General features: G+C 75.0%; 23 protein-coding genes. 13 read left to right on the forward strand and 10 right to left on the reverse strand.

The features are described from left to right. Positions 1–10 precede the first annotated feature (10 nt). Both K1J57_RS16275 and K1J57_RS16280 read right to left on the reverse strand, forming a co-directional pair. Entirely contained in the window at positions 11–1573 is a 1563-nt protein-coding gene (locus tag K1J57_RS16275) for a BCCT family transporter (RefSeq protein WP_220559411.1), read from the reverse strand. 237 nt (positions 1574–1810) lie between these two features. Continuing rightward, a complete protein-coding gene (locus tag K1J57_RS16280; protein ID WP_370634421.1) occupies positions 1811–2302 on the reverse strand; it encodes a MarR family winged helix-turn-helix transcriptional regulator in 492 nt (163 codons plus the stop codon). A gap of 145 nt (positions 2303–2447) precedes the next feature. On the opposite strand from K1J57_RS16280, the gene K1J57_RS16285 reads away from it, so the two are divergent. The 4 genes from K1J57_RS16285 to K1J57_RS16300 are packed head-to-tail and all read left to right on the forward strand — an operon-like array spanning position 2448 to position 7039. Continuing rightward, on the forward strand, positions 2448–3578 hold the full coding sequence (locus K1J57_RS16285; RefSeq protein WP_220559412.1) for a polyprenyl synthetase family protein: 1131 nt from the start codon (positions 2448–2450) through the stop codon (positions 3576–3578). Beyond that, the gene (gene crtI / locus K1J57_RS16290) at positions 3575–5065 is read left to right on the forward strand and encodes a phytoene desaturase family protein (protein WP_220559413.1); all 1491 of its coding nucleotides are present in this window, start codon (positions 3575–3577) and stop codon (positions 5063–5065) included. The genes K1J57_RS16285 and crtI overlap by 4 nt, the downstream gene beginning before the upstream one ends. After that, on the forward strand, positions 5062–6024 hold the full coding sequence (locus tag K1J57_RS16295; RefSeq protein WP_220559414.1) for a phytoene/squalene synthase family protein: 963 nt from the start codon (positions 5062–5064) through the stop codon (positions 6022–6024). Before crtI ends, K1J57_RS16295 begins: the two co-directional genes overlap by 4 nt. 7 nt (positions 6025–6031) lie before the next feature. Next, a complete protein-coding gene (locus K1J57_RS16300) occupies positions 6032–7039 on the forward strand; it encodes a DUF5914 domain-containing protein (protein WP_220559415.1) in 1008 nt (335 codons plus the stop codon). Between the two features lie 5 nt (positions 7040–7044). Here the strand turns inward: K1J57_RS16300 and K1J57_RS16305 are convergent, their stop codons facing one another. The 4 genes from K1J57_RS16305 to K1J57_RS16320 are packed head-to-tail and all read right to left on the reverse strand — an operon-like array spanning position 7045 to position 10393. After that, entirely contained in the window at positions 7045–7596 is a 552-nt protein-coding gene (locus K1J57_RS16305) for a putative toxin-antitoxin system toxin component, PIN family (RefSeq protein WP_220559416.1), read from the reverse strand. Positions 7597–7608: 12 nt separating this feature from the next. Then, positions 7609–8076 (reverse strand): helix-turn-helix domain-containing protein, encoded by a 468-nt coding sequence (locus K1J57_RS16310; RefSeq protein ID WP_220559417.1) that lies wholly within the window; start codon positions 8074–8076, stop codon positions 7609–7611. A 35-nt stretch (positions 8077–8111) separates the two neighbouring features. Beyond that, positions 8112–9653: an FAD-dependent oxidoreductase gene (locus tag K1J57_RS16315; RefSeq protein WP_255646358.1), complete on the reverse strand. Its 1542-nt coding sequence runs from the start codon at positions 9651–9653 to the stop codon at positions 8112–8114. Continuing rightward, positions 9650–10393 (reverse strand): class I SAM-dependent methyltransferase, encoded by a 744-nt coding sequence (locus tag K1J57_RS16320; RefSeq protein ID WP_255646359.1) that lies wholly within the window; start codon positions 10391–10393, stop codon positions 9650–9652. The genes K1J57_RS16315 and K1J57_RS16320 overlap by 4 nt, the downstream gene beginning before the upstream one ends. A gap of 55 nt (positions 10394–10448) precedes the next feature. Here K1J57_RS16320 and K1J57_RS16325 point away from each other — a divergent pair, with 55 nt between their 5' ends. Beyond that, positions 10449–11696 carry a lycopene cyclase family protein gene (locus K1J57_RS16325; RefSeq protein ID WP_220559420.1) on the forward strand — a complete coding sequence of 416 codons (1248 nt, stop codon included), beginning with the start codon at positions 10449–10451 and terminating at the stop codon, positions 11694–11696. Here K1J57_RS16325 and K1J57_RS16330 read toward each other — a convergent pair. Then, positions 11626–12546, reverse strand: a complete 921-nt coding sequence (locus tag K1J57_RS16330; protein ID WP_220559421.1) for a MerR family transcriptional regulator — start codon at positions 12544–12546, stop codon at positions 11626–11628. The genes K1J57_RS16325 and K1J57_RS16330 overlap by 71 nt on opposite strands. 90 nt (positions 12547–12636) lie before the next feature. Between K1J57_RS16330 and K1J57_RS16335 the strand changes: the two genes are divergently transcribed. The 3 genes from K1J57_RS16335 to K1J57_RS16345 all read left to right on the forward strand — a co-directional run bounded on the left by K1J57_RS16335 (position 12637) and on the right by K1J57_RS16345 (position 16911). Further along, complete coding sequence (locus K1J57_RS16335) at positions 12637–13140, forward strand: DUF4383 domain-containing protein (RefSeq protein ID WP_220559422.1); 504 nt, start codon at positions 12637–12639, stop codon at positions 13138–13140. Then, positions 13137–14615: an SDR family oxidoreductase gene (locus tag K1J57_RS16340; protein ID WP_220559423.1), complete on the forward strand. Its 1479-nt coding sequence runs from the start codon at positions 13137–13139 to the stop codon at positions 14613–14615. Before K1J57_RS16335 ends, K1J57_RS16340 begins: the two co-directional genes overlap by 4 nt. Before the next feature lie 166 nt (positions 14616–14781). After that, on the forward strand, positions 14782–16911 hold the full coding sequence (locus K1J57_RS16345) for an MMPL family transporter (protein WP_255646360.1): 2130 nt from the start codon (positions 14782–14784) through the stop codon (positions 16909–16911). A 9-nt stretch (positions 16912–16920) separates the two neighbouring features. Here the strand turns inward: K1J57_RS16345 and K1J57_RS16350 are convergent, their stop codons facing one another. Together K1J57_RS16350 and K1J57_RS16355 are read right to left on the reverse strand one after the other, a co-directional pair. Continuing rightward, the gene (locus K1J57_RS16350) at positions 16921–17712 is read right to left on the reverse strand and encodes an aminotransferase class IV (RefSeq protein WP_220559424.1); all 792 of its coding nucleotides are present in this window, start codon (positions 17710–17712) and stop codon (positions 16921–16923) included. 104 nt (positions 17713–17816) lie between these two features. After that, positions 17817–18521, reverse strand: a complete 705-nt coding sequence (locus K1J57_RS16355; RefSeq protein WP_220559425.1) for a GntR family transcriptional regulator — start codon at positions 18519–18521, stop codon at positions 17817–17819. 266 nt (positions 18522–18787) lie between these two features. On the opposite strand from K1J57_RS16355, the gene K1J57_RS16360 reads away from it, so the two are divergent. From K1J57_RS16360 to K1J57_RS16380, 5 genes are read left to right on the forward strand one after another with little or no spacing between them, the layout of a single operon-like run. After that, the gene (locus K1J57_RS16360; protein WP_220559426.1) at positions 18788–20038 is read left to right on the forward strand and encodes an NRAMP family divalent metal transporter; all 1251 of its coding nucleotides are present in this window, start codon (positions 18788–18790) and stop codon (positions 20036–20038) included. A gap of 12 nt (positions 20039–20050) precedes the next feature. Continuing rightward, a complete protein-coding gene (locus K1J57_RS16365) occupies positions 20051–20812 on the forward strand; it encodes a LamB/YcsF family protein (protein WP_220559427.1) in 762 nt (253 codons plus the stop codon). Positions 20813–20849: 37 nt separating this feature from the next. Further along, entirely contained in the window at positions 20850–21461 is a 612-nt protein-coding gene (locus K1J57_RS16370) for an allophanate hydrolase subunit 1 (protein WP_220559429.1), read from the forward strand. Further along, positions 21458–22312: a biotin-dependent carboxyltransferase family protein gene (locus K1J57_RS16375; RefSeq protein WP_220559430.1), complete on the forward strand. Its 855-nt coding sequence runs from the start codon at positions 21458–21460 to the stop codon at positions 22310–22312. The genes K1J57_RS16370 and K1J57_RS16375 overlap by 4 nt, the downstream gene beginning before the upstream one ends. 15 nt (positions 22313–22327) lie before the next feature. Then, the gene (locus K1J57_RS16380; RefSeq protein WP_220559431.1) at positions 22328–23107 is read left to right on the forward strand and encodes a putative hydro-lyase; all 780 of its coding nucleotides are present in this window, start codon (positions 22328–22330) and stop codon (positions 23105–23107) included. A 9-nt stretch (positions 23108–23116) separates the two neighbouring features. Here K1J57_RS16380 and K1J57_RS16385 read toward each other — a convergent pair whose 3' ends face one another. Then, a complete protein-coding gene (locus K1J57_RS16385; protein ID WP_220559432.1) occupies positions 23117–24622 on the reverse strand; it encodes a VWA domain-containing protein in 1506 nt (501 codons plus the stop codon). Positions 24623–24707: the final 85 nt, after the last annotated feature.

The following is a 24707-nucleotide window of genomic DNA, read 5'->3' on the forward strand; positions in this document are numbered from 1 at the left end:
GCCCCTTCTGCTAGCGGCCGCCGGGCGGGCGGTAGGACGGCATCTGGTCCTCGGGTTCGTACACGATCTTGGGCCCGTGCCTGCGGGGCTCGTCCTTGAGCGCCTTGGCCAGCCCCCAGCACATGAACAGCAGGATCACCGCGAACGGGAGCCCGGTGACCACCGCCGCCGCCTGGAGCGCGGAGAGGGCGTCGGCCCCGCCCAGGACCAGCAGGACCAGGGTCACGGCGCCCTCGCTGATCGCCCAGAACGCCCGCTGGGCCTTGAGCGGGTTGGGGTCGCCCCCGTTGGTGAGCATGTCCACCACGAGGGAGCCGGAGTCGGAGGAGGTGATGAAGAAGACCGCCACCACGATGATCAGCAGGACCGAGACGAGCACGCCCGCGATCTGGCCCAGGGGCAGCAGTTCGATGAGCCGGAACGCCCGGTCCTCCTCCGCCAGCGCGTTGAGCCCGCCGCCCTCGAACAGGTCGTAGTACAGGCCGGAGCCGCCGAACACCCCGAACCACAGGACCGAGACGACGACCGGTGCGAACAGCGCGCCGATGACGAACTCCCGGATGGTCCGCCCGTAGGAGACGCGGGCCAGGAAGATGCCGACGAACGGCGCCCAGGAGATCCACCAGCCCCAGTAGAAGATGCTCCACGTGGTGGTCCAGCTCGCGGCCTGCTCGTCCATCAGAGAGCTGGGGAAGGACAGGCTCCACGGGACGAGGTTGTCCAGGTACTCGCCCAGGCCCGTGGTGGTGATGCTGATGATCCACAGCTTGGGCCCGAGCAGGAAGACGATCAGCATCAGCGCGATCGCCAGCCACAGGTTGATCACCGACAGGCGGCGGATGCCCTTGTCGATCCCGGCCAGAACGCTGAGCAGGGCGATGCCGGTGATGACGACGATGAGCACCGAGTGGACGAGCGGGTTCGACTCGATGCCGAAGACGTGCTGGATGCCGCCGCCGATCTGGAGGGTGCCCAGGCCCAGCGACGTGGCCAGGCCGAAGATCGTGCCGAAGACCGCGAGGATGTCCACGAGGTTGCCGGGCCAGCCGAACGCCCGGTCGCCCAGGAGCGGGTAGAGCGCGGAGGCGGGGCGCAGCGGCAGTCCCTTGCGGAACGTGAAGTAGCCGAGCGAGACGCCCAGGGCGATGTAGATCGCCCAGGGGTGGAAGCTCCAGTGGAAGAAGCTCAGGGCCATGGCCTCGCCGGCGGCCTCGACGTGCGGGGCGCCGTCCTCGCCGGGCAGGAACGCGGCCGTCCGGGGCCAGTGCAGGTGGTGGATGGGCTCGGAGACGCCCCAGAACACCAGGCCGATGCCCATGCCCGTGGTGAAGAGCATGGCGAACCAGGCGACGGTCCCGAACTCGGGCCGGGAGTCGTCCGGGCCCAGCCGGATGTTGCCGTACCTGCTGAACATCAGGAACAGGGCCAGGCCGAGGAAGAACGTGGTGGCGAGTACGTACAGCCACCCCAGCCTGGTCCCGATCCAGTCCCGGGTCGCCGTCGCGGCGTCCAGGAGGGGGTCGGTGAACACGATGCCCAGGACCACGAAGGCGATGATGACGATCCCGGACACCGCGAAGACCGCGGGGTTGGTGTGCTCTCGGATGTAGGTGCGCAGGGTCGAGATGACGACTCCTCCCCAACCTCGGCGGGGGTCCCCGGGTGGAGTGTCGGCCGGGTGCGAAGCCGGATACGGACTGGTCTGTCGGCATCGTAAGAGCGGCTCCGGGACACGGCGGTGAGCCGCGCGGGTGCGGAGGGTCGGTGACGGATCACCGCAGGGGCGGACGGTTCCGGCGGAAAGGGGCGTTCAGGGCGCTTCGGCGAGCCCGTCCAGGGTGCGGCCGACCCGGCCCAGCCAGTCGACGATGACGGCCAGTTCGTCGTTGGTGTAGCCCTCGTGCAGCGCGGTCATGGCGGCGCGCATACCCGGGGCGGTCTCGGGCGCCCGGAGTTCGGCGCTCTCGGTGAGGCGCACGGCGACCTTGCGCCGGTCCTCGGGGTGGCGGGTGCGCTCGACCAGGCCGTGGGCCTCCATCCGGTCGATCACGCCGGTGACCGAGCCGGTGGACAGGCACAGACTGGAGGCGATCTCTCCGGGTGTCATCGTGCCCGCGACCCGTAGCAGCGTGTAGCACTGGAAGTCGGTGGGGTTCATCCCGGAGCGGTCGGCCATCCGGTGCAGGAGCTTGATGAGCCGGACGGCGAGCATCTGCCCGTCGTTCTGGAGGGACCGGTAGTGGCCGAACCTCACCGCGGCCTCGTCGGGCCCGGTGGGGGAGGTGGTCGACACGGTGTCCACGGTTCCTCTCTCCCCGGTGTTCGGACTTCGGTCACCCCGAGTCTACGGCCAACGGAACCCCCGGTTCCTCCTTGCCGGATCCGGGGGAGCGAAGGCAATAGCTCGGTTGCCGAGATTCATGATTTCCGAGATAGTTGTCCATGACATGACCCGTCCAGGGGAGGCAGACATCGAACCGGTTCTGAACGGTCCCGGAGCACTCCGAATCCACCACGTCCACGGCGACCCGCGGCCGGCACTCGACCAGGTGCTCCGCGACCACCTGCGCCGCCGCCTGCTCGGGGCCGAACAGACCGACCCCGAGTTCGCCGCCGGGACCGCCGCGCAGACCGCGGCCTTCACGCTGGAGGGCGGCAAGCGCCTGCGCTCCTCGCTGGCCTGGTGGGGCTGGCGCGCCGGCGGCGGCCCGGTGTCCGGCCCCGTCGCCCACCACGCCCTGGTCGCCTGCGCGTCCCTGGAACTGCTCCAGACCTGCGCCCTGGTCCACGACGACGTCATGGACGGTTCCGCGACCCGGCGCGGCGCGCCCTGCGTCCACCGGCGGCACGAGGACGAGCACCGCGAGAACGCCTGGTCGGGGGAGGCGAGGCGCTACGGCGAGTCCCTCGCCGTCCTGGTCGGCGACCTCGCCCTGGCCTGGGCCGACGACATGCTCGCCGAGGCCCTGCCCGGGGTGCCCCGCCCCGAGGCGGGCCGCGCGGTCTGGCGGGAGATCCGCACCGAGATGATCGCCGGACAGTACCTGGACGTGCGCGGACAGGCGAGGGGGTCCCGTTCGGAGTCCCTCGCGCTGCGCATCGACCGGCTCAAGACCGCCTCCTACACCGTGGAGCGCCCGCTGCACCTGGGGGCCGCCATGGCCGGGGCGCCCCCGGCCGTGGCCGAGGCGCTGCGCTCCTACGGGCGGGACGTCGGCGTCGCCTTCCAGCTCGCCGACGACCTGGCCGGCGCCTACGGCGACAGCGGGTCCACGGGCAAACCCGTCGGCGACGACCTCCTGGAGGGCAAGACCACCCTGCTGCTGGCCCTCGGCACCCGCCTGGCGCGCGAGAGCGGCGACACGGCGGGCCTGGACCTCCTGGAGCGGGTCGGGGCGGGGGCCGACCCGGCGGAGGCCGCCGCCGTGCTGGAGGGCCTGGGCGCCCGGGAGCGGGTCGCCGAGCACTGCCGGGGCCTGGCCGCCCGCGGCGTCTCCCACCTGGACGGGATCGACCTGCCCGAACCGGTGCGCGACGTCCTCGCCGGCCTGGCCGCCCGACTGGGGGAGGCCGCGTGAGCCGCCGCACCGCACCCGGCCGGGGCCGGGTCGTCATCGTCGGCGCGGGGCTGTCCGGCTTGGCCTGCGCCCTGCACCTGCTGGGGGCCGGGCGGGAGGTCACGGTCCTGGAGCGCGACGCCCATCCGGGGGGACGGGCGGGCCGCCTGGACCAGGACGGCTTCCGGATGGACACCGGGCCCACCGTGCTGACCATGCCCGAACTCCTGGACGAGGCCCTGGGGGCGGTCGGCGAGACCGTCGCCGACCGCCTCGACCTGGTCCCGCTGCACCCCGCCTACCGCGCCGACTTCGCCGACGGCTCCACCATCGACGTCCACACCGACGCCGACGCCATGGCGGCCGAGGTGGCACGGGTGGCCGGCGAGCGCGAGGCCGACGGCTACCTCCGGCTCCGCGACTGGCTCACCCGCCTCTACCGGGCCGAGATGGGCACCTTCATCGACGCGCAGTTCGACTCGCTGCTGGACCTCGCCCGGCCGGACCTGGTGCGGCTGGCGGCCCTGGGCGGGTTCGGGCGGCTCTCCCGGGCGGTGGGGCGGCACGTGCGCGACGAGCGCCTGCGGCGGATCTTCTCCTTCCAGGCCCTGTACGCGGGCGTGGCTCCGGGGCGGGCCCTGGCCGCCTACGCCGTCATCGCCTACATGGACACCGTGGCGGGCGTGTACTTCCCGCGCGGGGGCATGCGCGCCCTCGGCGACGCCCTGGCGGGCGCGGCGGCCAAGGCCGGGGGAGTGCTCCGCTACGGCGACGCCGTGGCCTCGCTGGAACGCTCCGGCGACCGGGTCACCGCCGCCGTCACGGAGTCGGGCGAGCGCTTCCCCTGCGACCAGGTGGTGGTCACCGCCGACCTGCCCGCGGCGTACCGGCTGCTGGGCGGCGCTCCCCGGCGCCGGGTCCCGCTCCGCTACTCGCCGTCCGCCGTGGTCCTGCACCTGGGGGTGGACCGCACCTGGGAACGGCTGGGGCACCACACGATCTCCTTCGGCGGCGCCTGGGAGCGCACCTTCGACGAGATCATCCGCGAGGGGCGGGTGATGGGGGACCCGTCCCTGCTGGTCACCCGGCCCACGCACACCGACCCGTCCCTGGCCCCCGCCGGGCACGAGTCCCTGTACGTGCTGGCGCCCGCCCCCAACCTGGCGGTCGGCGGCATCGACTGGGCCGCCGAGGGCCCGCGCTACCGCGACCACCTGGTGTCCACCCTGGAGGAGCGCGGCCTCACCGGCCTGGACACGGCGGTCCGGACCGAGCACCTGGTCACCCCCGCGGACTGGGCCCGGCGGGGGCTGGCGCACGGCACGCCCTTCTCGCTGTCGCACACCTTCGCCCAGACCGGGCCGTTCCGGCCCCGCAACACCGTCCCCGGCCTGGCCAACGTCGCCCTGGCCGGGTGCGGGACCACGCCCGGGGTCGGCCTGCCGACCGTGCTGATCTCGGGGAAGCTCGCCGCCGCCCGCGTGGTGGAGCGAACGGGGGGACGATGAGGACCGCCACCGCAGAACTCGACGCCGCCGGGATCGCCCCGGAGGACCTGCGCCGCGCCTACCTGCGCTGCCGTGAGCTGCACGCCCGCCACGGGCGCACCTACTTCACCGCCACCCGGGTCCTGCCGCCGGACCGGCGGCCCGGGGTGCACGCCCTGTACGGGTTCGCCCGCTGGGTGGACGACATCGTGGACGAGCCCGGGCCCGGTGCCACGGCCGCCGGACAGGCGGCCCGGCTGGACGCGGTCGACGCCGACCTGGGCCGGGCGCTGGGCGGCGGCGAGCCCGGCGACCCCGTGCTGCGGGCCCTGGCGCACACCGTGCGGAGGTACCGCCTCCCGGCCGCGCACTTCACCGCGTTCATGCGCTCCATGCGCATGGACCTCACCGTGACGGACTACCGCGACCTCGACCACCTGCGCGAGTACATGTACGGGTCGGCGGCGGTCATCGGCCTCCAGGTGCTGCCCGTGCTGGGCACGGTGGTGCCGCGGGAGGAGGCCGAGCGGCCCGCGGCCGCCCTGGGCGAGGCCTTCCAGCTCACCAACTTCCTCCGCGACACCGCGGAGGACTTCGACCGGGGGCGCGTGTACCTGCCCGCCGACGTGCTGGCCGACCACGGGGTGGACCGCGACCTGCTGGCGCACTGCGCCCGCACCCGCCGGCCCGACCCGCGCGCCCGCCGGGCGGTCGCCGCCCTGGTCGAGGTCAACCAGGGGTTCTACCGGGAGGCCGAGCCCGGCATCGCCATGCTCGATCCGGTCGCCCGTCCGTGTGTCGCCACGGCGTTCCGGCTCTACCGCGCCATCCTGGACGAGATCGCCGCCGCCGGCCACGACGTGTGGAGCACCCGCCACCGGGTCTCCGAGGCCCGCAAGATCGCCGCGGCGGTGCCCGCCCTGGCCCGGTCGATGCTCGCCCGGACGGTCCCCCGTCCCCGTCCGGCATCCGAAAGGTAGGCCCGACGTGACCCTGCCCGATCCGACCCCCCGCCGCATCCCGCTGCGGCGCATGCCCGCCACCGCCTGGACCGCGCAGGACCCGACCTGGCGCGACGGGTCGCCCGGCATCATCGCCGCCGCCCTCAAACGGGCGCTGGCACGGCCCTCGGGCAACTGGTACGTGCTGGCCGCCTCCCGCGAGGTCCGCGCCGACCGGCCCTTCGGGCGGGTCGTCGGGGGCGTCGAGCTCGTCGCCTGGCGCACCCCCGACGGCACCGCGCACGTGGCCCCGGGGGCCTGCCCGCACCTGGGAGCCCCCCTGTGCCGCGGGGCCGTCGACGACGGGCGCCTCGTGTGCCGCTGGCACGGGCTGTCCCTGGGCGCGGACGGCTTCCCCGGCTGGAGCCCGTACCCGGCCCACGACGACGGGGTGCTGGTGTGGGTGCGCCTGGACCGCGTGGGCGGCGAGGTGCCTCTGGACGCGCCGGTCGTCCCCGAGCGCCCCCCGCTGGAGAAGGCGGTGAGCGCGGTGGAGAGCCTGGCGGGCCGGTGCGAGCCGGAGGACGTGGTGGCCAACCGGCTCGACCCCTGGCACGGGTCGTGGTTCCACCCCTACAGCTTCGTCGGCCTGCGCGTCACCGAGGTGCCCGAGGGGCCCGACCCCGACCCGGACCGGATGGTCGTCGAGGTGGGGTTCAAGGTGGCGGGCCGCTGGGGGGTGCCGGTGCGGGCGGAGTTCCACTGCCCGGAGCCGCGCACCGTGGTCATGCGCATCATCGAGGGCGAGGGCCTGGGCAGCGTGGTCGAGACGCACGCGACGCCGCTGGGCACGGACGCCCGCGGCGTGCCGCGGACCGCGGTCGTCGAGGCGACCGTCGCCGCCTCGGACCGGCCGGGCTTCCTGCTGGCCCGCCGCCTGTCCGCCGTGGTCCGCCCGGCCGTGCGGGCCGCCGCCCGCCGCCTGTGGCGCGACGACCTCGCCTACGCCGAGCGCCGCTACCTCCTCCGCTCCACCGGCCGCTTCCCCGGCTGACCGGTTCAGCGCAGATGCCGCCGCACCTCGGCGGCGAAGCGGGGGACACCCGTGCGCTCCAACAGGCCGAGTACGCCGATGACGGTGGTCGGCTCCCTGCGGTAGGAGGCGGCCTGTCTCTCCAGCGCGCCGAGAGTGGCACCGGGGTGGAGGTCGAGTTGGTCGAGCAGGAAGTCGTCCGGGTCCACCGCGGACAGGTCGTACGGGGAGAGCGCGCTATCCGGGAAGTCCTTGATGTTGCGGGTGACGATGACCTCCGCGCCACCGCGGACCGCTGCGGCGAGGACGTGCCGGTCCTTGGGGTCGTTGGTCATGCCTTCGATCATGGGCTCGTGGCCGCGCACGGTCGCGTCCGGGAAGGCCCGGCGCATCTGTCCGATCCGGCGATCGGCTCTGTCCTCGGGGATGCCGCGTGCGATCACGTTGCGGCGCAGCTCATCGAGGATGCCGTCCGACCACAGGGGGCGGTACGTGCCGGCCGAGGCCAGCCGCAGCAGGGTGTCGCACAGGTAGGCCGGGTACAGGACACAGGTGTCCAGGAGGGCGGGGAAGGCCACGGTCGTCCGTTCTCACCGGGTGTTCTCGGGCGGCTCGGTCAGGTCGTACAGTCCCGCCTCTTCGCCTTCGGCCGCCATGGCGTCCAGGGTGTGCTCGCGCTCCCGGCGCGAACGCTCCTGGTAGCCGAGCAGGTCGTGGAGCAGGACCCGCCGGTGTCTTCCCCGCATGCTGTAAGGGATCTCGCCCTCGGTGAGCAGTCTGACCAGGGTGGGGCGGGAGACGCCGAGGAGGTCCGCGGCCTCCTGGGTGGTCAGCATCGTGTTGTGCGGGGCGATGGAGATGGCCAGCCCCTGGGACAGTGCCGCGACGACGTCGCGCAGCACGCTGTAGAGCTCCTCGGGAAGCTCGGTCTCGGACCCGTCCGGGCCGACCAGTCGGGCGTGCGGGCCGCCGTCGGTGCCCAGGTCGCGGGCGAGCCTGGTCAGCGCGGAGCGGTCATCGGGCGGCAGGACGGTGCGTTCGTGCAGTGTGGTCGCCATACCTCCAATCTACCCTATTCGAAAAAAACGAAAGGTCAGGGACCGGGGGTGCGCCGGGAGAGGTGGGCGAGGGCGCGGGCGGGGGCCAGGCGGCCGCGGCGGGGCACGGTCCACAGGGTGTGGCCGGGCAGGCCCCAGCGGGACAGCAGCGCGTTGGCGGCGAGCAGGCCGCCGGCGGCCGCGCGCTCCATGAGCGCGACCGGCAGGCCGGTGCGGACGTGGTCGCCCGCCATCACCAGGAACGGGTCCGGGGTGGCCGTCCCCGGCCGGTCGCGGTACGAGCCCGGCGTGAACAGCGGGCAGTCCGCGCGCAGCTCGTGCCGGGCGTCCACCACGCCGGCGGAGGCCAGCTCCGGGTACACCGCGACCGCCTGCTCCCACAGGCGTTCGCGCTCGCGGTCGGGGTCGCAGCCCTCGGGCAGGGCGTAGGCGTGCAGCTCCACCACCGAGCCGCCGGTGCGGTCGGCCCACTCCCGCTCCCCGTCCCGGTACCGCTCCAGGACGCTGATGTTGTCCAGCGTCGGGTACCCGGCCGTGCCCAGGAAGGCGGGCCGGTGCGGCCGCACCGGCCGGTCCAGCCAGTACCGCGACACCAGGAACGGCGGCGCCGACTCCAGCCGGGCGATCCGGGACCGCCAGGCGGCGTCCCCCAGGCCGGGCGACGCGGCGACCAGGGAGCGCGTCCCCGGGACGTCCGCGGCCAGCACCACGGCGTCGAACTCCCCGTGCCCGGGCAGCGCGAACCGCCGCTGCGAGCCCGGCCCGACGCGCTCGACCGGCACGCCCGTGCGCACCTTGGCGTCCAGCCCGGCCAGGTACCGGACCAGCGGCTCCCACAGCGACTCCGGGAACGGCCCGCGCGGCACGTCGAACACCAGGCCCTCGGCCGAGCCCAGGAAGTACAGGTGGAACATCACCGCCAGCTCCGCCGCGGAGAGGCGGTCGGTCGAGGCGAAGAAGCTGCGCGTGAACACCTCGAACGCCAGGTGCCGCGCCGTCGGCGGGAACCGGATCGCCTCCAGCAGGTCCCGCGCGCTCATGTGGTCGAGCCGCTCGTACACCCCCGGCACGTCCACGTCGAGCAGCTGCAGCGCGGCCGGGACGTTGACCCGGGCCAGGTCGCGCGGAGGGAAGCTCGGGCTGGTGGCGGCCAGCGCCAGCGCGTTCCACGGCGGGGTCGCGGGCAGGCCGGAGAAGCGGTCGCGCGGCCCGTCGCGGTGGACCAGCGGGTAGTCGGCCAGGGGGACGAGCGCGTCCAGCGCCGGGTCGGCCCGGCGCAGCAGCCCGCGCAGGTTGTAGTACTGGCGGAAGAAGGCGTGGAACCCGCGGTCCATCGCCGCTCGGGAGCCGTCCGCCAGGGTGGTCTCCCAGCCGCGCAGCCGCCCGCCCGGGGACTCCTCGCGCTCGAACACCGTGACCCGAACGCCGCGCTCGGCCAGTCCGCAGGCCGCCGCCAGCCCGGCGATCCCGCCGCCGACCACCGCGGCCTCGGGCGCCTCCGCGGTGCGCGGGCCGACCGGCGGTGCGGGCGGGACCTCCTCGGCGAGCCGGTCGCGGACGTCCACCGGGCGGCTCACCGGTCCTCCTCCCGCCGCATGCCCGCGAACGTGTGCGTGATGCCGTACTCCCAGCCCGGCATCGGGGCGGAGGCCACCGACACCAGCCCCGCGCGGCGCATCCGCTCCAGCAGCGCCCGGCGGCCGTCGAACTCCAGGACGCTGCGCCACAGGTACCGGAACAGGGTCCCGTCACCCGAGAACACCCGTCCGGCGGGGATGATCACTCCCTGGCACACCGCCGTCCACACGGCCCGCGCCACCGCCGAGTCGGCCACGGAGTACTCGTGCAGCACCAGCCGGCCGCCCGGGCGCAGCAGGTCCCGCATCACCTCCAGCGCCCGGTCGGGGTCGGGGCAGTTGCGGATCAGGTACGCCCCGAACACCGCGTCCACCGGCCCGCCCAGGCGGTCGGCCGCCCACTGCGGGGTCAGCTCCTCGACCCGCGCGTGGTGGAACGAGACCGTGTCGGGCCAGTCCTTGGCCCGGGCGGTCGCCAGCATCCCCTCCGAGGCGTCCACCCCGACGATCCGGGCCGTGGGCACGGTGTCGAGCAGGGCCGCCGTGGAGGCCCCGGTCCCGCAGCCCAGGTCCAGGATCCGCGGCTCGGGGGAGAGGGCCCCGGGGTCCAGCCTCCGGGCGGAGAGCCGCAGGTGGGCGTGGTAGCCGGGGCTGCCCGCCACGAGTCTGTCGTAGGCGGCCGAGGCGAGGTCGAACCCCTCCGTGACCGCTCCGTCCTGTTTGGCTCGGGTGGTGTCCACACGTCCTCCGGGTGCGCGCTGGCCTGTGTGCGGCATCCCCGGCAGAGTGGGGGCCATGAACGATCATGACGTGGTGATCGTGGGCGGGGGAGCCGCAGGCCTCACCCTGGCCCACCGCCTGTCGGGCGTCAATCACCCCGACGGGGCCCCCGTGCGTGTCGCCCTGGCGGAGCCCCCGCGCGGGCCGCACACCCCGCCCCCGCGCACCTGGTGCTTCTGGGAGCCCGACGGCGGCGAGTGGGACGGCCTGCTGGCCGCCCGGTGGCGGAACCTGACCGTCGTGGGGCCGGACGGCGACGCCCGCACCGCGCCCGCCGACCCCTTCGTGTACAAGATGCTGCGCTCCGTCGACCTGGAGGCCCGGGTGCGGTCCGGCCTCGGGGACCGGGTGGCGGAGGTGCCCCTGCTGGTGGACGCGGTCCGGGACGGGGCCGACCGCGCCGTGGTGGAGGGGGTGATGCCCGACGGCTCCCCGGCCAGGCTGACCGCCCGGTGGGTGTTCGACTCCCGACCGCCCCGCCCCCTGCCGACGGGCCGCACCCTGCTGCTCCAGCACTTCCGGGGCTGGTTCGTGCGCACCCCCGCCGACGCCTTCGACCCGGAGGCGGCGGTGCTGATGGACTTCACCCCGCCCCAGCCGGAGAACGCGGTGGCCTTCGCCTACGTGCTCCCGCTGTCGGCGCGCGAAGCGCTGGTGGAGTACACCGAGTTCGGGCCCGCGCCGCTCACCGCCGCCGAGTACGACCGCCGCCTGGCCGACCACTGCGCCCGCATGGGCCTGGCGGGGTTCGAGGTCACCGCCGCCGAGCAGGGCGTCATCCCGATGACCGACGCGCCCTTCCGCACCCGGGCCGGGCGGCGGGTCTTCCGGATCGGCGGGGCGGGCGGGGCCACCCGGCCCTCCACCGGCTACACCTTCAGCGGGGTGCTGCGCCAGACCGCCGCCGTGGCCGCGGCCCTGGAACGCGGGGTCGTGCCGGTCCCCCCGATCCCGCACCGGCGCCGCCACCTGGCCATGGACGCGGTCCTGCTGCGCGCGCTGGCCACCGGTCGCGTGCGCGGCGCGGATTTCTTCACCCGCCTGCTCGCCCCGGACCGGCTCGGCGACGTGCTGGCCTTCCTCGACGGCGGTACCCGGCTGTCCCGTGAACTGGCGCTGGGCCTGCGCACCCCGGTCGTCCCGATGTCCCTGACCGTGCTGGACCAGCTGGGCCACGCGGTGCGCACCGCGCTCAGCCCGGGTCGAGCGCCAGCACCGCCTCCGGCAGGGAGTTCAGATGGCCGCCCCCGGACCGCGCGGTGAGGGAGCGCCAGCCGCCCCCGGCCGTGTACACCCGGACCGCCTGGGGCGACTCGGACGCGGCCAGCACCGTCGCGCGCAGTGCCGCCAGGTCGGACCGCCCGCCCACATGGGACCAGAGCACCACGGCCCGGGGAGCGGTCCGCCGCACGGTCCGCGCCGCGGCGTCCGCCGGCGTGCAGGCGCCCAGGACCCGGTGCGTCAGGCCGCGTTCGCGCAGGGCGGCGGCCAGCGCCTCGACCGGGAGGCTGTGCGTCTCCTCGGGCCCGCAGGCCAGGACCACCGGCCTCTGCCCCGTCCGCGGCGGGCCGCCGGGCGGGGGGACCCGGCGCAGCGCCGAGGACACGCACCACGACAGCAGGTGCTCCACCTCCACGTAGCGGCGGGTGTCCTGCCACTTGCGGCCCATCCCGTACAGCAGCGGCATGACCAGCCCCTCCCAGGCGGCCACCACGCCCTCGGCGCGCAGCGCGCGCTCGACCAGCGCCTCCACGAGCTCGGAGTCCATGCGCACCGCCGCCCGGGCCACCCCCTGGAGGCGGGACGCCCCGCCCGCCGGGAGCGCGTGCCCGCGCGTCCCGGGGTCCCGTCCGTCGCGCGGCGCGGGCACGGTCGGGGCGGGGGCACCGCCCCCGGCCAGCACCCGCTCGGCCGCGACCGCCGGGGCCAGCCCCTCGCCCACCAGCCGGCACAGCTCCCGCAGCCGGTCCACGTCCTCGGGCGTGTAGCGGCGATGCCCGCCGGGGCTGCGCTCGCGCGGCCCGATCCCGTACCGGTGGTCCCAGCTGCGCAGGGTGGACGGAGCGACCCCCAGCATCCGGGCGGTCGCACCGGGGGTCAGGGTCTCCGCCATGGCATCCCAACCGTTGCGAAAGCGGCGCGACTTGTCGCACCCGTCCTCGCCACCGACTCTAGCTGCAAAGACGTGGAACGGAGGGGACCCATGGACCTGGACACCTCGCACAACGCCGACCGGCGCCTGGCCGCCGTCCACCGGTTCGGAACGGCGTTCATCGGACTCGTTCTGGTGGGATTCGGCGTGACGAGCCTGTTCGTGCGCCTGCCGCTCTTCGACACCCGGGGGGAGGTCGTGGCCGGCCTGTCCACCAACGGGGCGCTGGGCTTCGTCTCGGTGGCGGTCGGATCGCTGCTCGTGGGCGCCGCCGTGGTGGGCGGCACCTACTCGTCGACGGTCTCCACCCTGGTCGGCGCCGGTTTCGTCGCCAGCGGCCTGGTCAACCTGTACCTCATGAGCACCGACTACAACATCCTCGCGTTCTCCATGCCGAACGTGATCTTCAGCTTCGTGGTCGGCATCCTGATGCTGACCGTGGGCATGTACGGGCGCTTCACCGGCGGCCTGCCCGAGGACAACCCGTACCGGCGCCACCGGGAGCGGCGGCGGAGCCTGCGCCGGGGCACGGCCCCCGCGGGGGCGGCCCGGTGAGCGGGCGCCGGGCGCTGGTCACCGGGGCCACCGGGTACATCGGGGGGCGGCTGGTCCCGCAGCTCCTGGACGCCGGGTTCGAGGTGCGCTGCCTGGCCCGCGACCCCGGCAAGCTGCGCGACCACCCCTGGCGGGACAGGGTGGAGGCGGCCCGCGGCGACGTGGTCTCCGGGGAGGGGCTGGCCGAGGCGCTGGAGGGGGCCGACGTCGCCTACTACCTGGTCCACTCCATGTCGGGGAGCCGTGACTTCTCCGGCGACGACGCCCGGGGCGCGCGGAACTTCGCCGAGGCGGCGGCCGGGGCCGGTGTCGGGCGCGTCATCTACCTGGGCGGCCTGGCGCCGGAGGGGGAGGACCTCTCCGCGCACATGGCCTCCCGCGCCGAGGTCGGCCGCATCCTGCTGGACGGCCCGGTGCCGGCCGCGGTGCTGCGGGCCGCCGTGATCATCGGGTCGGGGTCGGCGTCCTTCGAGATGCTGCGGTACCTCACCGAGCGGCTCCCCGTGATGACCACGCCCCGCTGGGTGCGCAGCCGGGTGCAGCCCGTCGCGGTGCGCGACGTGCTGCGGCTGCTGGTGGAGGCCGCCGACCTGCCGCCGGAGCAGGACCGCACCTTCGACGTCGGCGGACCCGACGTCCTCACCTACGCGGAGATGATCCAGCGGTTCGCGCGGGTGGCGGGGCTGCGCCCCCGCCTGATCCTGCCGGTCCCGGTGCTCTCGCCGGGGCTGTCGAGCCTGTGGGTCGGACTGGTCACGCCGGTGCCGCCCGCCATCGCCCGGCCGCTGGTGGAGTCGCTGCGCCATGACGCGGTGTGCGGCGAGGACGACCTGTCCGGCCTGCTCGGCGACCACGCCCGCATCGGGTTCGACCGCGCGGTGGAGCTGGCGGTCCGCCGCACCTCCCAGTCCCGCGTGGACACCCGGTGGACGTCGGCCTCCTGGGCCGGGGCCCCGTCCGACCCGCTGCCCACCGACCCCGACTGGGCGGGGGGCAGCCTGTACACCGACGAGCGGGTGCGGGAGGTGGACGCCCCGCCGGAGGCGGTGTGGCGCGTGGTCGAGGGGATCGGCGGCGAACGGGGCTGGTACTCCTGGCCGCTGGCCTGGGCGGCGCGCGGCTGGATCGACCTCGCCGTGGGCGGGGTGGGCCCGCGCCGGGGCCGCCGCGATCCGGGGCGCCTTCGGGTGGGCGACTCGCTGGACTTCTGGCGGGTGGAGGAGATCGTGCCGGGGGAGCTGCTGCGGCTGCGCGCGGAGATGCGCCTGCCCGGTCCGGCGTGGCTGGAGTTCACCGTCGAGCCCGGCCGGGGGCGCACGGTGCTGCGCCAGCGCGCGCTGTTCCGGCCGCGCGGCCTGTTGGGCCACCTGTACTGGGCCGCGGTGACGCCCTTCCACGGGGTGGTGTTCGGCTCGATGTCGCGGAACATGGCGCGTACGGCCCACAGCGAGGCGCGCGAGCCCGCGGCCGTGTGACCGCCGGCCCCGCCGCCCGCCCCGCACCGCGTCCGGTGCGGGGCGGGCGCGTGCGGAGGGGGAGGGAACGGCCGGTCCGGCGAGGGTGTAGAGTCGCGTCCAAGAAAGGCTCGAAAAGCGAGATACTTGTTTTCCGTGAATTTTGTCGCGGTGGAGGGGAACACCGGTGAACGAGGAGAGGCGACCGCTACGCCGGTCGCGGTGGTGGGTCGGAGCGGCGCTGCTCGTCGTCCTGCTGTGGACCCTGGGCGGCGGACCGCTGGGCGCCTTCCTGGGCAGGCTCGGCGAGGTGCAGACCAACGACCGGTCCGCCTTCCTGCCGGTGGGGGCGGAGTCCACCGAGGTCGCCCGGATCGCCGAGGACTTCGACCGCGAGGACGCGGTGCCCGCCATCGCCCTGTGGTCCGGGGACGGGGACGTCACCGCGGAGGAACTGGCGGACATCGCCGCCGTCGGGGAGGAGGTGGCCGAACGGCCGTGGGTCTCCGGCGAGGTGGTCGGCCCCTTCCCCGGAACCGAGGACCCCTCCGTCGCCCAGCTGATCGTGCCGATCGACTCCGGCGAGAAGACCTCCGACGCCGTCGAGGAATTGCGCGCCGTCCTGGCCGACCACCCCGTCGGCGACCTCACCCCCCAGGTCACCGGTCCGGCGGGCTACGCCGCCGACCTCGCCGCGGCCTTCGGCGGGATCGACTCCACCCTGCTGCTCGTCGCGGTCGCGGCCGTCCTGGTCATCCTCGTCGCCGTCTACCGCTCCCCGCTGCTCCCGGTCCTGGTGATCCTGGCGTCCCTGCTCGCCCTGGGCCTGTCGGGGGCCCTCGTGTACCTGGCCGCCGACGCCGGCCTGGTCAGCCTCAACGGGCAGAGCCAGGGCATCCTGTTCATCCTCGTCGTGGGCGCCTGCACCGACTACGCCCTCCTGCTCGTCGCCCGCTACCGCGAGGAACTGGCCCTGCACGAACGGGTCCCGACCGCCGTCATGGCCGCCCTGCGCGGCGTCACCGGACCGGTGCTCGCCTCCGCGGGCACCGTCGTCCTGGGCCTGCTCTGCCTGCTCGCCGCCGACCTGGCCTCCACCCGCAGCCTCGGCCCGGTCGTCGCCATCGGGGTCGGCGCGGCCGTCCTCTCGGCGATGACCTTCCTGCCCGCCGCGCTGGCGCTGGCCGGCCGGGCCGCGTTCTGGCCGACCGCGCCGCACCGGCCCACCGCCGAGACCGGCGGCGACACCGACCGCGTCATGGCCGCCCACCCGTTCTGGGGCCGGGTCGCCCGGGCCGTGGCCCGCCGGCCGCGCACGCTGTGGGCGGCCACCACGGTGCTGCTGGCCGCGGCCGCCGTGTTCGCCCCCGCGTTCAGCGCCGAGGGCACCGGCCAGGCCGAGGTGTTCCGCACCGAGGTGGAGGCGGTCACCGCCCAGGAGGTCCTGGACCGGGGCTTCGGCACCGACGCCGCGGCGGCCCCCGCGCTGGTCGTCACGGACGCCGACCATGTGGCCGACGTCGTCGCGGCCGCCGAGGGCTCGCCGTCCGTGGAGTCCGCCGCGCCGGTCACCGAGCCCGGTCCCCCCGGGGCCGGGGCGCCGCCCCTGGAGGAGGACGGGCGCGCCCTGGTCGAGGTGGTCCTCACCGTGGGACCAGAGTCGCCCGAAGCGGTGGACGCCGTGCGCGACCTGCGCGAACGCCTGGCCGCGGACGCCCCGGGGGCCGACGCCCTGGTCGGCGGCGTCACCGCCACCGACCTGGACACCCTGGAGACCGCCCAGCGCGACTTCCTCGTGGTGGTGCCGCTGGTCCTGGCCGTGGTCCTGCTCGTGCTGGTCGTCCTGCTCCGCGCGCTGGTCGCCCCGCTGCTGCTCATGGCCGCCAACGTGCTGTCGTTCGCCGCCGCGCTGGGCGTGGGGACCCTGGTCTTCGACCACGTGCTGAAACTGCCGGGCGCCGATCCGGTGGTGCCGCTGTTCGCGTTCGTCTTCCTGGTGGCGCTGGGCATCGACTACAGCATCTTCCTGATGTCGCGGGCCCGGGAGGAGACCCTGGTCCACGGCCACCGCGACGGCGTGCTGCGGGCGCTCACCGTCACCGGCGGGGTCATCACCTCCGCCGGCGTGGTGCTGGCCGCCACCTTCGCGGCGCTGGCCGTCATCCCGCTGCTGTTCCTGCTCCAGCTGGCCTTCCTGGTGGCGTTCGGGGTGCTGGTGGACGCGCTGCTGGTGCGCACCGTGCTGGTGCCCGCCCTGGCGCTGGACGTGGGGCCGCGCACCTGGTGGCCGGGGCGGGCCCGCCGCGCCGGGGCCTGAACCGGCGGGTCACAGGGGGTCGCCCGGCAGGTCCCGGTAGGTGGCGGCCAGCTTGTTGGTGAGCGCGGCCAGCGGCAGCCGCTCCCCGTCGACGGAGGCCACCGGGCGCACCCCCGTGACCGCGTTGGTCACGAACGCCCCCGACATCCCGGCCGCGTCCGCCGCCGACAGCGGCCGGGTGGAGACGGGCACGCCCATGTCCTCGGCGAGCCCGCTCACCAGCCGCGCGGTCACCCCCGGCAGTGCCGGGCCCTGCGGCCACACCAGGCCCTCGCCGTCCAGGAAGCAGATGTTCCAGGTGGGCCCCTCCGACAGCAGCCCGTCCGCCCCGTGGAACAGGGCGTCGTCGTGCCCGTCCAGCTGGGCCGCCCGCCGCTGGCGGATCGGGCCGAACAGGCCGGTGCCCTTCACCTCCGGGGTGTCCCGGGTGTACAGCCGGGTGCCCAGCCGCAGCGGGGGCGGCAGCCGGTCGGGGACGGGGGCGGGGCGGGTGGTGACGAGGATCTGGGGGAAGGTGCGCCCGGCGGGTCTGCCCGGGTCCAGCGCGGGGTCGAAGACGGTCACCCGGATGACGGCGGGGGAGGGGTGCGCGCGGGCGCTGCGCCGCGCGAGCTCGCGCACCCGGGGGATGTCCGGTTCGGTGCCGAACAGCGCCCGGCAGTCCCCGCGCAGCCGGTCCATGTGCAGTTCCAGGCCGCGTACGCGCAGGTCGGCGACGAGCATGGTGGTGAAGTGGCCGTAGCCGTGGAGGGCGAGGGAGCCGAGCTCCCCGGTGGTGGCAGGGCGTCCGTTCAGTTCCATTGCGCGCCCATCATGGCATTTCGGGACCTGTGTCACGTGGCTTTTCCTCCGCCTCGCCCGAAGCGGTGGCGAACCCCCAGGTCAGCGCGATGCCGATCGCCCCGTCAGTCGCCTCCGCCGGCCTCGCGGGCGAGGAACGCGGTGGTCAGCTGTTCCTCGGAGGTGTCCAGGTAGGCCTCCAGTTCGGCGGCGGCGGCCGTGTGGTCGCCGCCGGCGAGCAGGGTGTGGATGCGCCGGTTCCAGTCCAGGTAGGGCGCGTGGAACTCGCGGGGGGCGTCCATCACGTGGAAGACCAGCCGGGTCTCGGCCAGGACCCGGCTCATGAACTCGTCGACCCGGGTACTGCCCGCCAGTCCGGCCAGCGCCTGGTGGAAGTGCATGTTGGCGGTGCCCACCCCCCACCAGTCGCCCGCGTCGCGGGCCGCCTCGCCCTCGTCGACGGCCCGCCCCACCGCCGCCACCGCCTCGGGGGCGGGGTCGGCGGCGCGCTGCACGGCGGTCAGCTCCAGGGAGCGCCGCGCCCTGAACAGGTCGCGGACGTCCTCCGTGGTGGGCAGCGTGACGAACACGCCGCGGTGCATCTGGTGCACCACCAGCCGTTCGCGGACCAGCAGCCGGAACGCCTCGCGCAGGGTGTTGCGGGAGACGCCGAGCTCCTCGCACAGCCGCTCCTCGGACAGGCGCCGGCCGGGCGGGTGGTCGCCGTCGATGACGGCCTCGCGCAGCAGCTCGGCGACCCGCTCGGCCTGGCTGGGCAGCGGCAGCAGCCGTCGGGTCGGCCTGCCGACGCGGTCGTCCGTGGCCGTCACAGGAGCTCCTCGCTGGGAAGGGAACGGTGCCCTCCCATTGTCGCCGATGCCGCGGGGTTCCGGTCGGTGCGTTCTCATGTGAACGCTTCATTGGATGATCCTATGAATAATCGGCCGACGAGAGCAGAACGTTACATCCCTGACCAGCGGTCTTTGCGGCAAGGCTCTTTACTGGCCTTGTTGGATTGAAGTATTGTTCAACAATCCAACGGCGTGGAGTGGTCCGCGTCACGTCGTATCTCCAGACCGCATCCCCAGGAGAGACCATGGGCGACACGCCCCCCGCACCCGCCAAGGTGCGTCCCCGCCCCGGACGGGTCGCGCTGAGCAGCACCCTGCTCGGTGCGATGTTCCTGATGGCCACCAGCGCCATCGGCCCCGGCTTCATCACCCAGACCACTCAGTTCACGGCGCAGCTCGGCGCCACGTTCGCCTTCGCGATCCTCATCTCGATCCTCGTGGACATCGCCGTCCAGCTGAACATCTGGCGGGTCGTCGGCGTCGCGAACACGCGCGCCCAGGACCTGGCCAACAAGGTCGTCCCCGGCGCCGGCTACCTGCTGGCCGCCCTCATCGTCTTCGGCGGCCTGGTCTTCAACGTCGGCAACCTCGCCGGCACCGGCCTGGGCCTGAACGCCCTGGCCGGGGTCGACCCCCGGCTCGGCGCGGTCATCTCCGCGGTCCTGGCCGTCGTCATCCTGGGCGCCAAGAGGCTGGGCGCGGCCCTGGACCGCGTCCTGGTCGTCCTCGGCGTCGCGATGATCGGCCTCACCCTGTACGTCGCGGTCATCTCCCGGCCCCCGGTCGGCGAGGCCCTGCGCCAGGCCGTCCTGCCCGAGCAGCTGGGCACGGACGTCTTCCTCGCCGCCGTCACCATCATCGGCGGCACCGTCGGCGGCTACATCACCTACGCCGGGGTCCACCGCCTCATCGAGTCCGGGCAGGGCGGCCCCGAGAACATCGCCGCGATCTCCCGCACCTCCGTGCTGGGCATCATCGTCACCGGTGTCATGCGCGTGCTGCTCTTCCTCGCCATCCTCGGCGTGGTCTCCGGCGGCGTCGACATCATGCAGTCCGACAACCCCTCCGCCGAGGCCTTCCTCCAGGCCGCGGGCGAGGCGGGGATGCGCCTGTTCGGCGTGATCATGTGGGCGGCCGCGGTCAGCTCCGTGATCGGCGCCTCCTACACCTCGATCTCCTTCGTCTCCACCTTCCACCCGGTGCTGGAGAAGCGGCGCGGCATCCTCGTCACCGTCTTCATCGGCGTCTCCCTGGTCATCCTGCTGGTCTCCGGGCAGGCCCCGAACACCCTGCTGGTCCTGGCCGGCGCGCTCAACGGCGTCATCCTTCCGGTCGGCCTGGGCATCATGCTCTGGGTCGCCGCGCGCCGCTCCCGGGACCTGCTCGGCGGCTACAGGTACCCCGTGTGGCTCATCGTCATCGGCGTCCTGGCCTGGGCGCTCACCGCCTACATGGCGGTCAACTCCCTCGGCGGCATCGCCGCCCTCTGGCAGTAGAGAGGAGCACCCGTGTCCCGCATCGACCTCAACTCCGACCTCGGCGAGGGCTTCGGCCGCTGGGAGCTCGGCGACGACCGGGCCCTGCTGTCCATCGTCACCAGCGCCAACGTCGCCTGCGGCTTCCACGCCGGCGACCCCTCGGTGCTGCGCCGCACCACCGCGGACGCCGCCGCCGAGAACGTGGCGGTCGGCGCCCACGTCGGCTACCGCGACCTGGCCGGGTTCGGCCGCCGCTTCATCGACGTTCCACCCGCCGACCTGACCGCCGACGTCCTGTACCAGATGGGCGCGCTGTCGGCCTTCACCCGCCTGGCCGGCGACCGCATCCGCTACGTCAAGCCGCACGGGGCCCTGTACAACACGATCGTCCACCACGAGCAGCAGGCCGCCGCCGTGGTCGAGGCCGTCCGCGCCTTCGACCCCGGCCTGCCCGTGCTCGGCCTGCCCGGATCGCGGTTCCTGGAGCTGGCGGAGAAGGCCGGGCTGCCCACCTACCGGGAGGCGTTCGCCGACCGCGCCTACACCCCCGAGGGCACCCTGGTCTCCCGCCGCGAACCCGGCGCCGTCCTGCACGACCCCGAGGAGATCGCCGAGCGCTGCCTGCGCATCGCCCGGCGGGAGCCGGTCACCGCGGTCGACGGGAGTGAGATCCTCATCGAGGCCGACTCCCTGTGCGTCCACGGCGACAGCCCCGGGGCGGTCGCCATCGCCCGTGCCGTCGCCGACCGGCTGCGCGCCGAAGGCGTCACCCCGGCGCCGTTCGCCCGCTGACCGACCGGGGACCCGACCCCGGCCCGAAGGAGAATCCGTGCGCGTACTGACCTGCGCCGACAGCGGTGTGCTGGTGGAGGTCGCCGACCTGTCCGAGGTGATCGCTCTGGGGGCGGCCCTGGAGGCCGCCCCCGTCCCGGGCGTCGCCGACGTCGTCCCGGCGGCGCGGACCGTGCTGCTGCGGCTCGCCCCCGGGGCCGACCCCGGGGCGGTGGCCGCGGCGGTGCGCCGGGTCCCGCTCGCCCCGGCCGGGGAGCGCGCCGAGGGGGAGACCGTGGTCCTGCCGGTGGTCTACGACGGCGAGGACCTCGCCGACGTCGCCCGGCTGACCGGCCTCACCCCGCGCGGGGTGGTCGAGGCGCACACCGCGGCCACCTGGACCGTGGCGTTCTGCGGCTTCGCCCCCGGGTTCGGCTACCTGGTCTGCGACGACGAGCGCCTGCGCGTCCCGCGCCGCGCCGAGTCCCGCACCCGGGTCCCCGCCGGGTCGGTCGCCCTGGCCGGGGAGTTCACCGGCGTGTACCCGCGCAGCTCCCCGGGCGGCTGGCAGCTGCTCGGCCGCACCGGGGAGAAGATCTGGGACCTGCACCGCGACCCGCCCGGCCTGCTGCGCCCGGGCGTGCGCGTCCGCTTCGAGGAGGTGCGGTGAGCGCTCTGGAGATCGTGGCGACCGGGCCGCTGACCACGGTCCAGGACACCGGGCGGTCCGGCCACGCCGCCCTGGGCGTGGGCCGTTCCGGCGCCGCCGACACCGCTTCCTACGCCCTGGCCAACCGCATGCTCGCCAACCCGGCCGGGGCCGCCGCCCTGGAGGCCACCCTGGGCGGGCTGCGGGTGCGCGCCCGCGGCCCCCTGACGGTCGCCGTCACCGGGGCCGGGGTGCCGCTGCGGGTGGACGGCCGCGGTGCCGCCATGAACACCGTCCTGCGCCTGGCCGACGGCGCCGAACTCGTGATGGGCTCCCCGGCGCGGGGCCTGCGCACCTACCTGGCCGTCCGCGGCGGCGTGGACGTGCCGCCGGTCCTGGGCTCGCGCAGCACCGACGTGCTGGCCGGGCTCGGCCCCGACCTGCCCGCCCCCGGCGACCTGCTGCCGGTCGGCCCGCCGCCCGCCGGGTTCCCCAACGTCGACCTGGCCCCGGTCCCGCCGGTCGGCGGACCGGAGACGACCCTGCGCGTGGTCCCGGGCCCGCGCGACGACTGGTTCACCGGCGACGCCCTCAAGACCCTGCTCACCTGCTCCTACGAGGTCACCTCGCGCAGCGACCGGGTGGGCGCCCGCCTGTCCGGGCCGGCCCTGGAGCGGTCCCGCGACGGCGAGCTGCCCAGCGAGGGCATGGTGCCGGGATCGCTCCAGGTGCCGCCCACCGGCGAGCCCGTGCTGTTCCTGGCCGACCACCCGGTGACCGGCGGGTATCCGGTGATCGCGGTGGTCCGCGCCGCCGACCTGCCCCTGGCGGCACAGGCCCGGCCCGGGACCGCGATCCGTTTCACGCTCTAGAAGGAGAGACCGCCGATGGACCCGGCCCAGCTGTCCCCGAAGCAGGCCCGCGAGCTGTTCCGCTCCGGGCTGCGCACGCCCACCTCCGGGTTCAGTCCCGGGTACGCGCAGGCCAACCTCATCGCCCTGCCGCGCGAGGCGGCCTTCGACTTCCTGCTGTTCGCCCAGCGCAACCCCAAACCGTGCCCGGTCCTGGACGTGACCGAGCCGGGGCAGGTGTCGGCGTCGGTGTTCGACGGCGACCTGCGCACCGACCTGCCCGCCTACCGCGTGTACCGGCACGGCGAGCTGGTGGAGGAGCGCGCCGACGTCACCGACCTGTGGCGGGACGACCTGGTGGCCTTCCTCATCGGGTGCAGCTTCACGTTCGAGACGCCGCTGCTGGAGGCCGGGGTCCCGGTGCGCCACACCGAGGCCGGGACCAACGTCGCGATGTACCGGACGAACCGGGAGTGCCGTCCGGCCGGTCGGTTCCGGGGCCCGCTGGTGGTCTCCATGCGGCCGATCCCCGCGGACCGGGTGGCCGACGCCGTGCGCATCACCTCCCGCTACCCGGCCGTGCACGGGGCGCCGGTGCACGTGGGCGACCCGGCGGCGCTGGGCATCGCCGACCTGTCCCGGCCCGACTACGGCGACCCGGTGGAGGTCCGGGAGGGGGAGGTCCCGGTGTTCTGGGCCTGCGGGGTGACCCCGCAGGCGGCGGTGGCGGCCTCGGCCCCGGAGTTCGCGATCGGGCACGCTCCGGGGCACATGGCCGTCACCGACGTGAGGGACTCCTACTACCAGGTGCCGTGACGCGGCAGGTCAGGAGCGCTCCGCCCCGTCCCGGCCGCCGTCCTCTCCGGGGGAGTCCGGGGAGGAGAGCCGGCGGTCGGGGTCCTGGCCGCCGAGCCGCCGGATCCACCCGCCGAGCCGCCCCGGCCCGGACGGCTCCTGCGGCGGGGCCGGGGGCGTCGGGGGCGCCGGGGACGGCGCCTGCGGGGGAGGCGTCTGCGAGGACCCGGGCCCCTGGGCCTGCTGGTAGCGGCCGCGCTTGCGGGTGTACCCGGACTGGCTGGCGTAGGCGGTCTTGGCGGCCCGCGAGAGGTCGTCCTCCCGGGCCATCCGCGCCATGTCCCGCAGCTCCACGGCCTGCGCGGCCGCGGGGGCGGGGGCCGCTCCGTACGCCCCGCCCGGGGCGGCCGGACCGCCGAGGAAGTCGGGCGCGTCCAGGTCGTCCAGGTCCCGCCCGGCCTGGTCCAGGAGCCGGGCGGCCTCGGCCCGGTCGCCCCGCCGCAGCGCCTCGCTCGCCCGCTTCTTGGCGGTCTGCGCCTTCTGCAGGGCCTCCTCGGTGCGCACCTCCGGGCGCGGGACCCGGCCCGCGGCCTCGTCGCCCGGCACCACGTTCACGCTGACCGGCAGCGTCGCGTTGTAGGTCGTCAGGGTCTCCGGGTCGACGTAGGTGGCCTCCAGCGTGGTCAGGGTGACCGTCCCCAGCGACGACATCCCCGGCACCTCCAGCCGCAGCAGCAGCCGGCGCTCCTCACCGGAGTGGAAGTCGCCCAGCTCCACCATGACCGACCCGTCCGGCAGGCGGTGCGAGGGCATCTCGCCGACCACGTCCACCGCGCGCACGTGCTCGCCCGCGGGGATCCGCAGCGACACCGCCTGCGCGCTCTTGGCCAGCAGGTACTCCGCCTCCTGGGCGATCAGGCCGCCCGCGGTGTCGGGGTCCTCGGCGAACAGGGCGCTGCCGGTGCCGCCCTCGGCCACCGCGCCCAGCAGGGCCTCGTCGTAGCCCAGCCCGTAGCCGAGCGTGGCCACCGTGACCCCGTGCCCGTAGGCGTCGGCGGCCACCTGGCGCAGCAGGTCGTGGTCGGTGACGCCGTTGTTGGCGTGCCCGTCGGAGACGAGCAGCAGGGTCGCCCCCCGCTCCCCGCCCGCCCGGCGGGCCTCCTGGATGCCGCGCAGCAGGCCGCTGGACAGATCGGTACCCCCGCCCGCGCGCAGCGCCCCGACCGACCTCCGGACGGCGGGCTTGTCGGCCAGGGGGCCGCAGGGCACGACCACGCGGGCTTGGGTGTCGAACACGACCAGCCCGAAGTCGTCGGAGGGGTCGAGCCGGTCGATCAGCCCCAGGAGCGCCTGCACCGCCCCGTCGAGGCGGCCGCCGTGCATGGAGCCGCTGGTGTCCAGGACGATCTGGAGGGTGGCCCGGGGGCGCTGGGCGTTCTGTTCGCGTTCGGGAGCGACGATGTCGAGCAGGACGGCCACGGCGTCCTCGGTGTCCAGGGGGACGGCGTCGAAGTCGAGCAGGGCGGACAGGTGCATGTGCGGCTCCCGGGGTCGGTTCCCTCCAGGCTAGGCAGCGGCACCGACATCCGCCCCGCTCCCCGTGGCCGGATCGGGCCACCCC

Source organism: Nocardiopsis sp. MT53 (assembly GCF_019598965.1).
Lineage (GTDB): Bacteria > Actinomycetota > Actinomycetes > Streptosporangiales > Streptosporangiaceae > Nocardiopsis > Nocardiopsis changdeensis.

Bases quoted from the DNA above. Each gene is read 5' to 3' on its own strand.
- K1J57_RS16295 (WP_220559414.1), top strand. From the start codon at position 5,062: ATGAGGACCGCCACCGCAGAACTCGACGCCGCCGGGATCGCCCCGGAG.
- K1J57_RS16335 (WP_220559422.1), top strand. From the start codon at position 12,637: ATGGACCTGGACACCTCGCACAACGCCGACCGGCGCCTGGCCGCCGTC.
- K1J57_RS16330 (WP_220559421.1), bottom strand. From the start codon at position 12,546: ATGGCGGAGACCCTGACCCCCGGTGCGACCGCCCGGATGCTGGGGGTC.
- K1J57_RS16385 (WP_220559432.1), bottom strand. From the start codon at position 24,622: ATGCACCTGTCCGCCCTGCTCGACTTCGACGCCGTCCCCCTGGACACC.
- K1J57_RS16380 (WP_220559431.1), top strand. From the start codon at position 22,328: ATGGACCCGGCCCAGCTGTCCCCGAAGCAGGCCCGCGAGCTGTTCCGC.
- K1J57_RS16310 (WP_220559417.1), bottom strand. From the start codon at position 8,076: ATGGCGACCACACTGCACGAACGCACCGTCCTGCCGCCCGATGACCGC.
- K1J57_RS16285 (WP_220559412.1), top strand. From the start codon at position 2,448: ATGACCCGTCCAGGGGAGGCAGACATCGAACCGGTTCTGAACGGTCCC.
- K1J57_RS16360 (WP_220559426.1), top strand. From the start codon at position 18,788: ATGGGCGACACGCCCCCCGCACCCGCCAAGGTGCGTCCCCGCCCCGGA.
- K1J57_RS16350 (WP_220559424.1), bottom strand. From the start codon at position 17,712: ATGGAACTGAACGGACGCCCTGCCACCACCGGGGAGCTCGGCTCCCTC.
- K1J57_RS16325 (WP_220559420.1), top strand. From the start codon at position 10,449: ATGAACGATCATGACGTGGTGATCGTGGGCGGGGGAGCCGCAGGCCTC.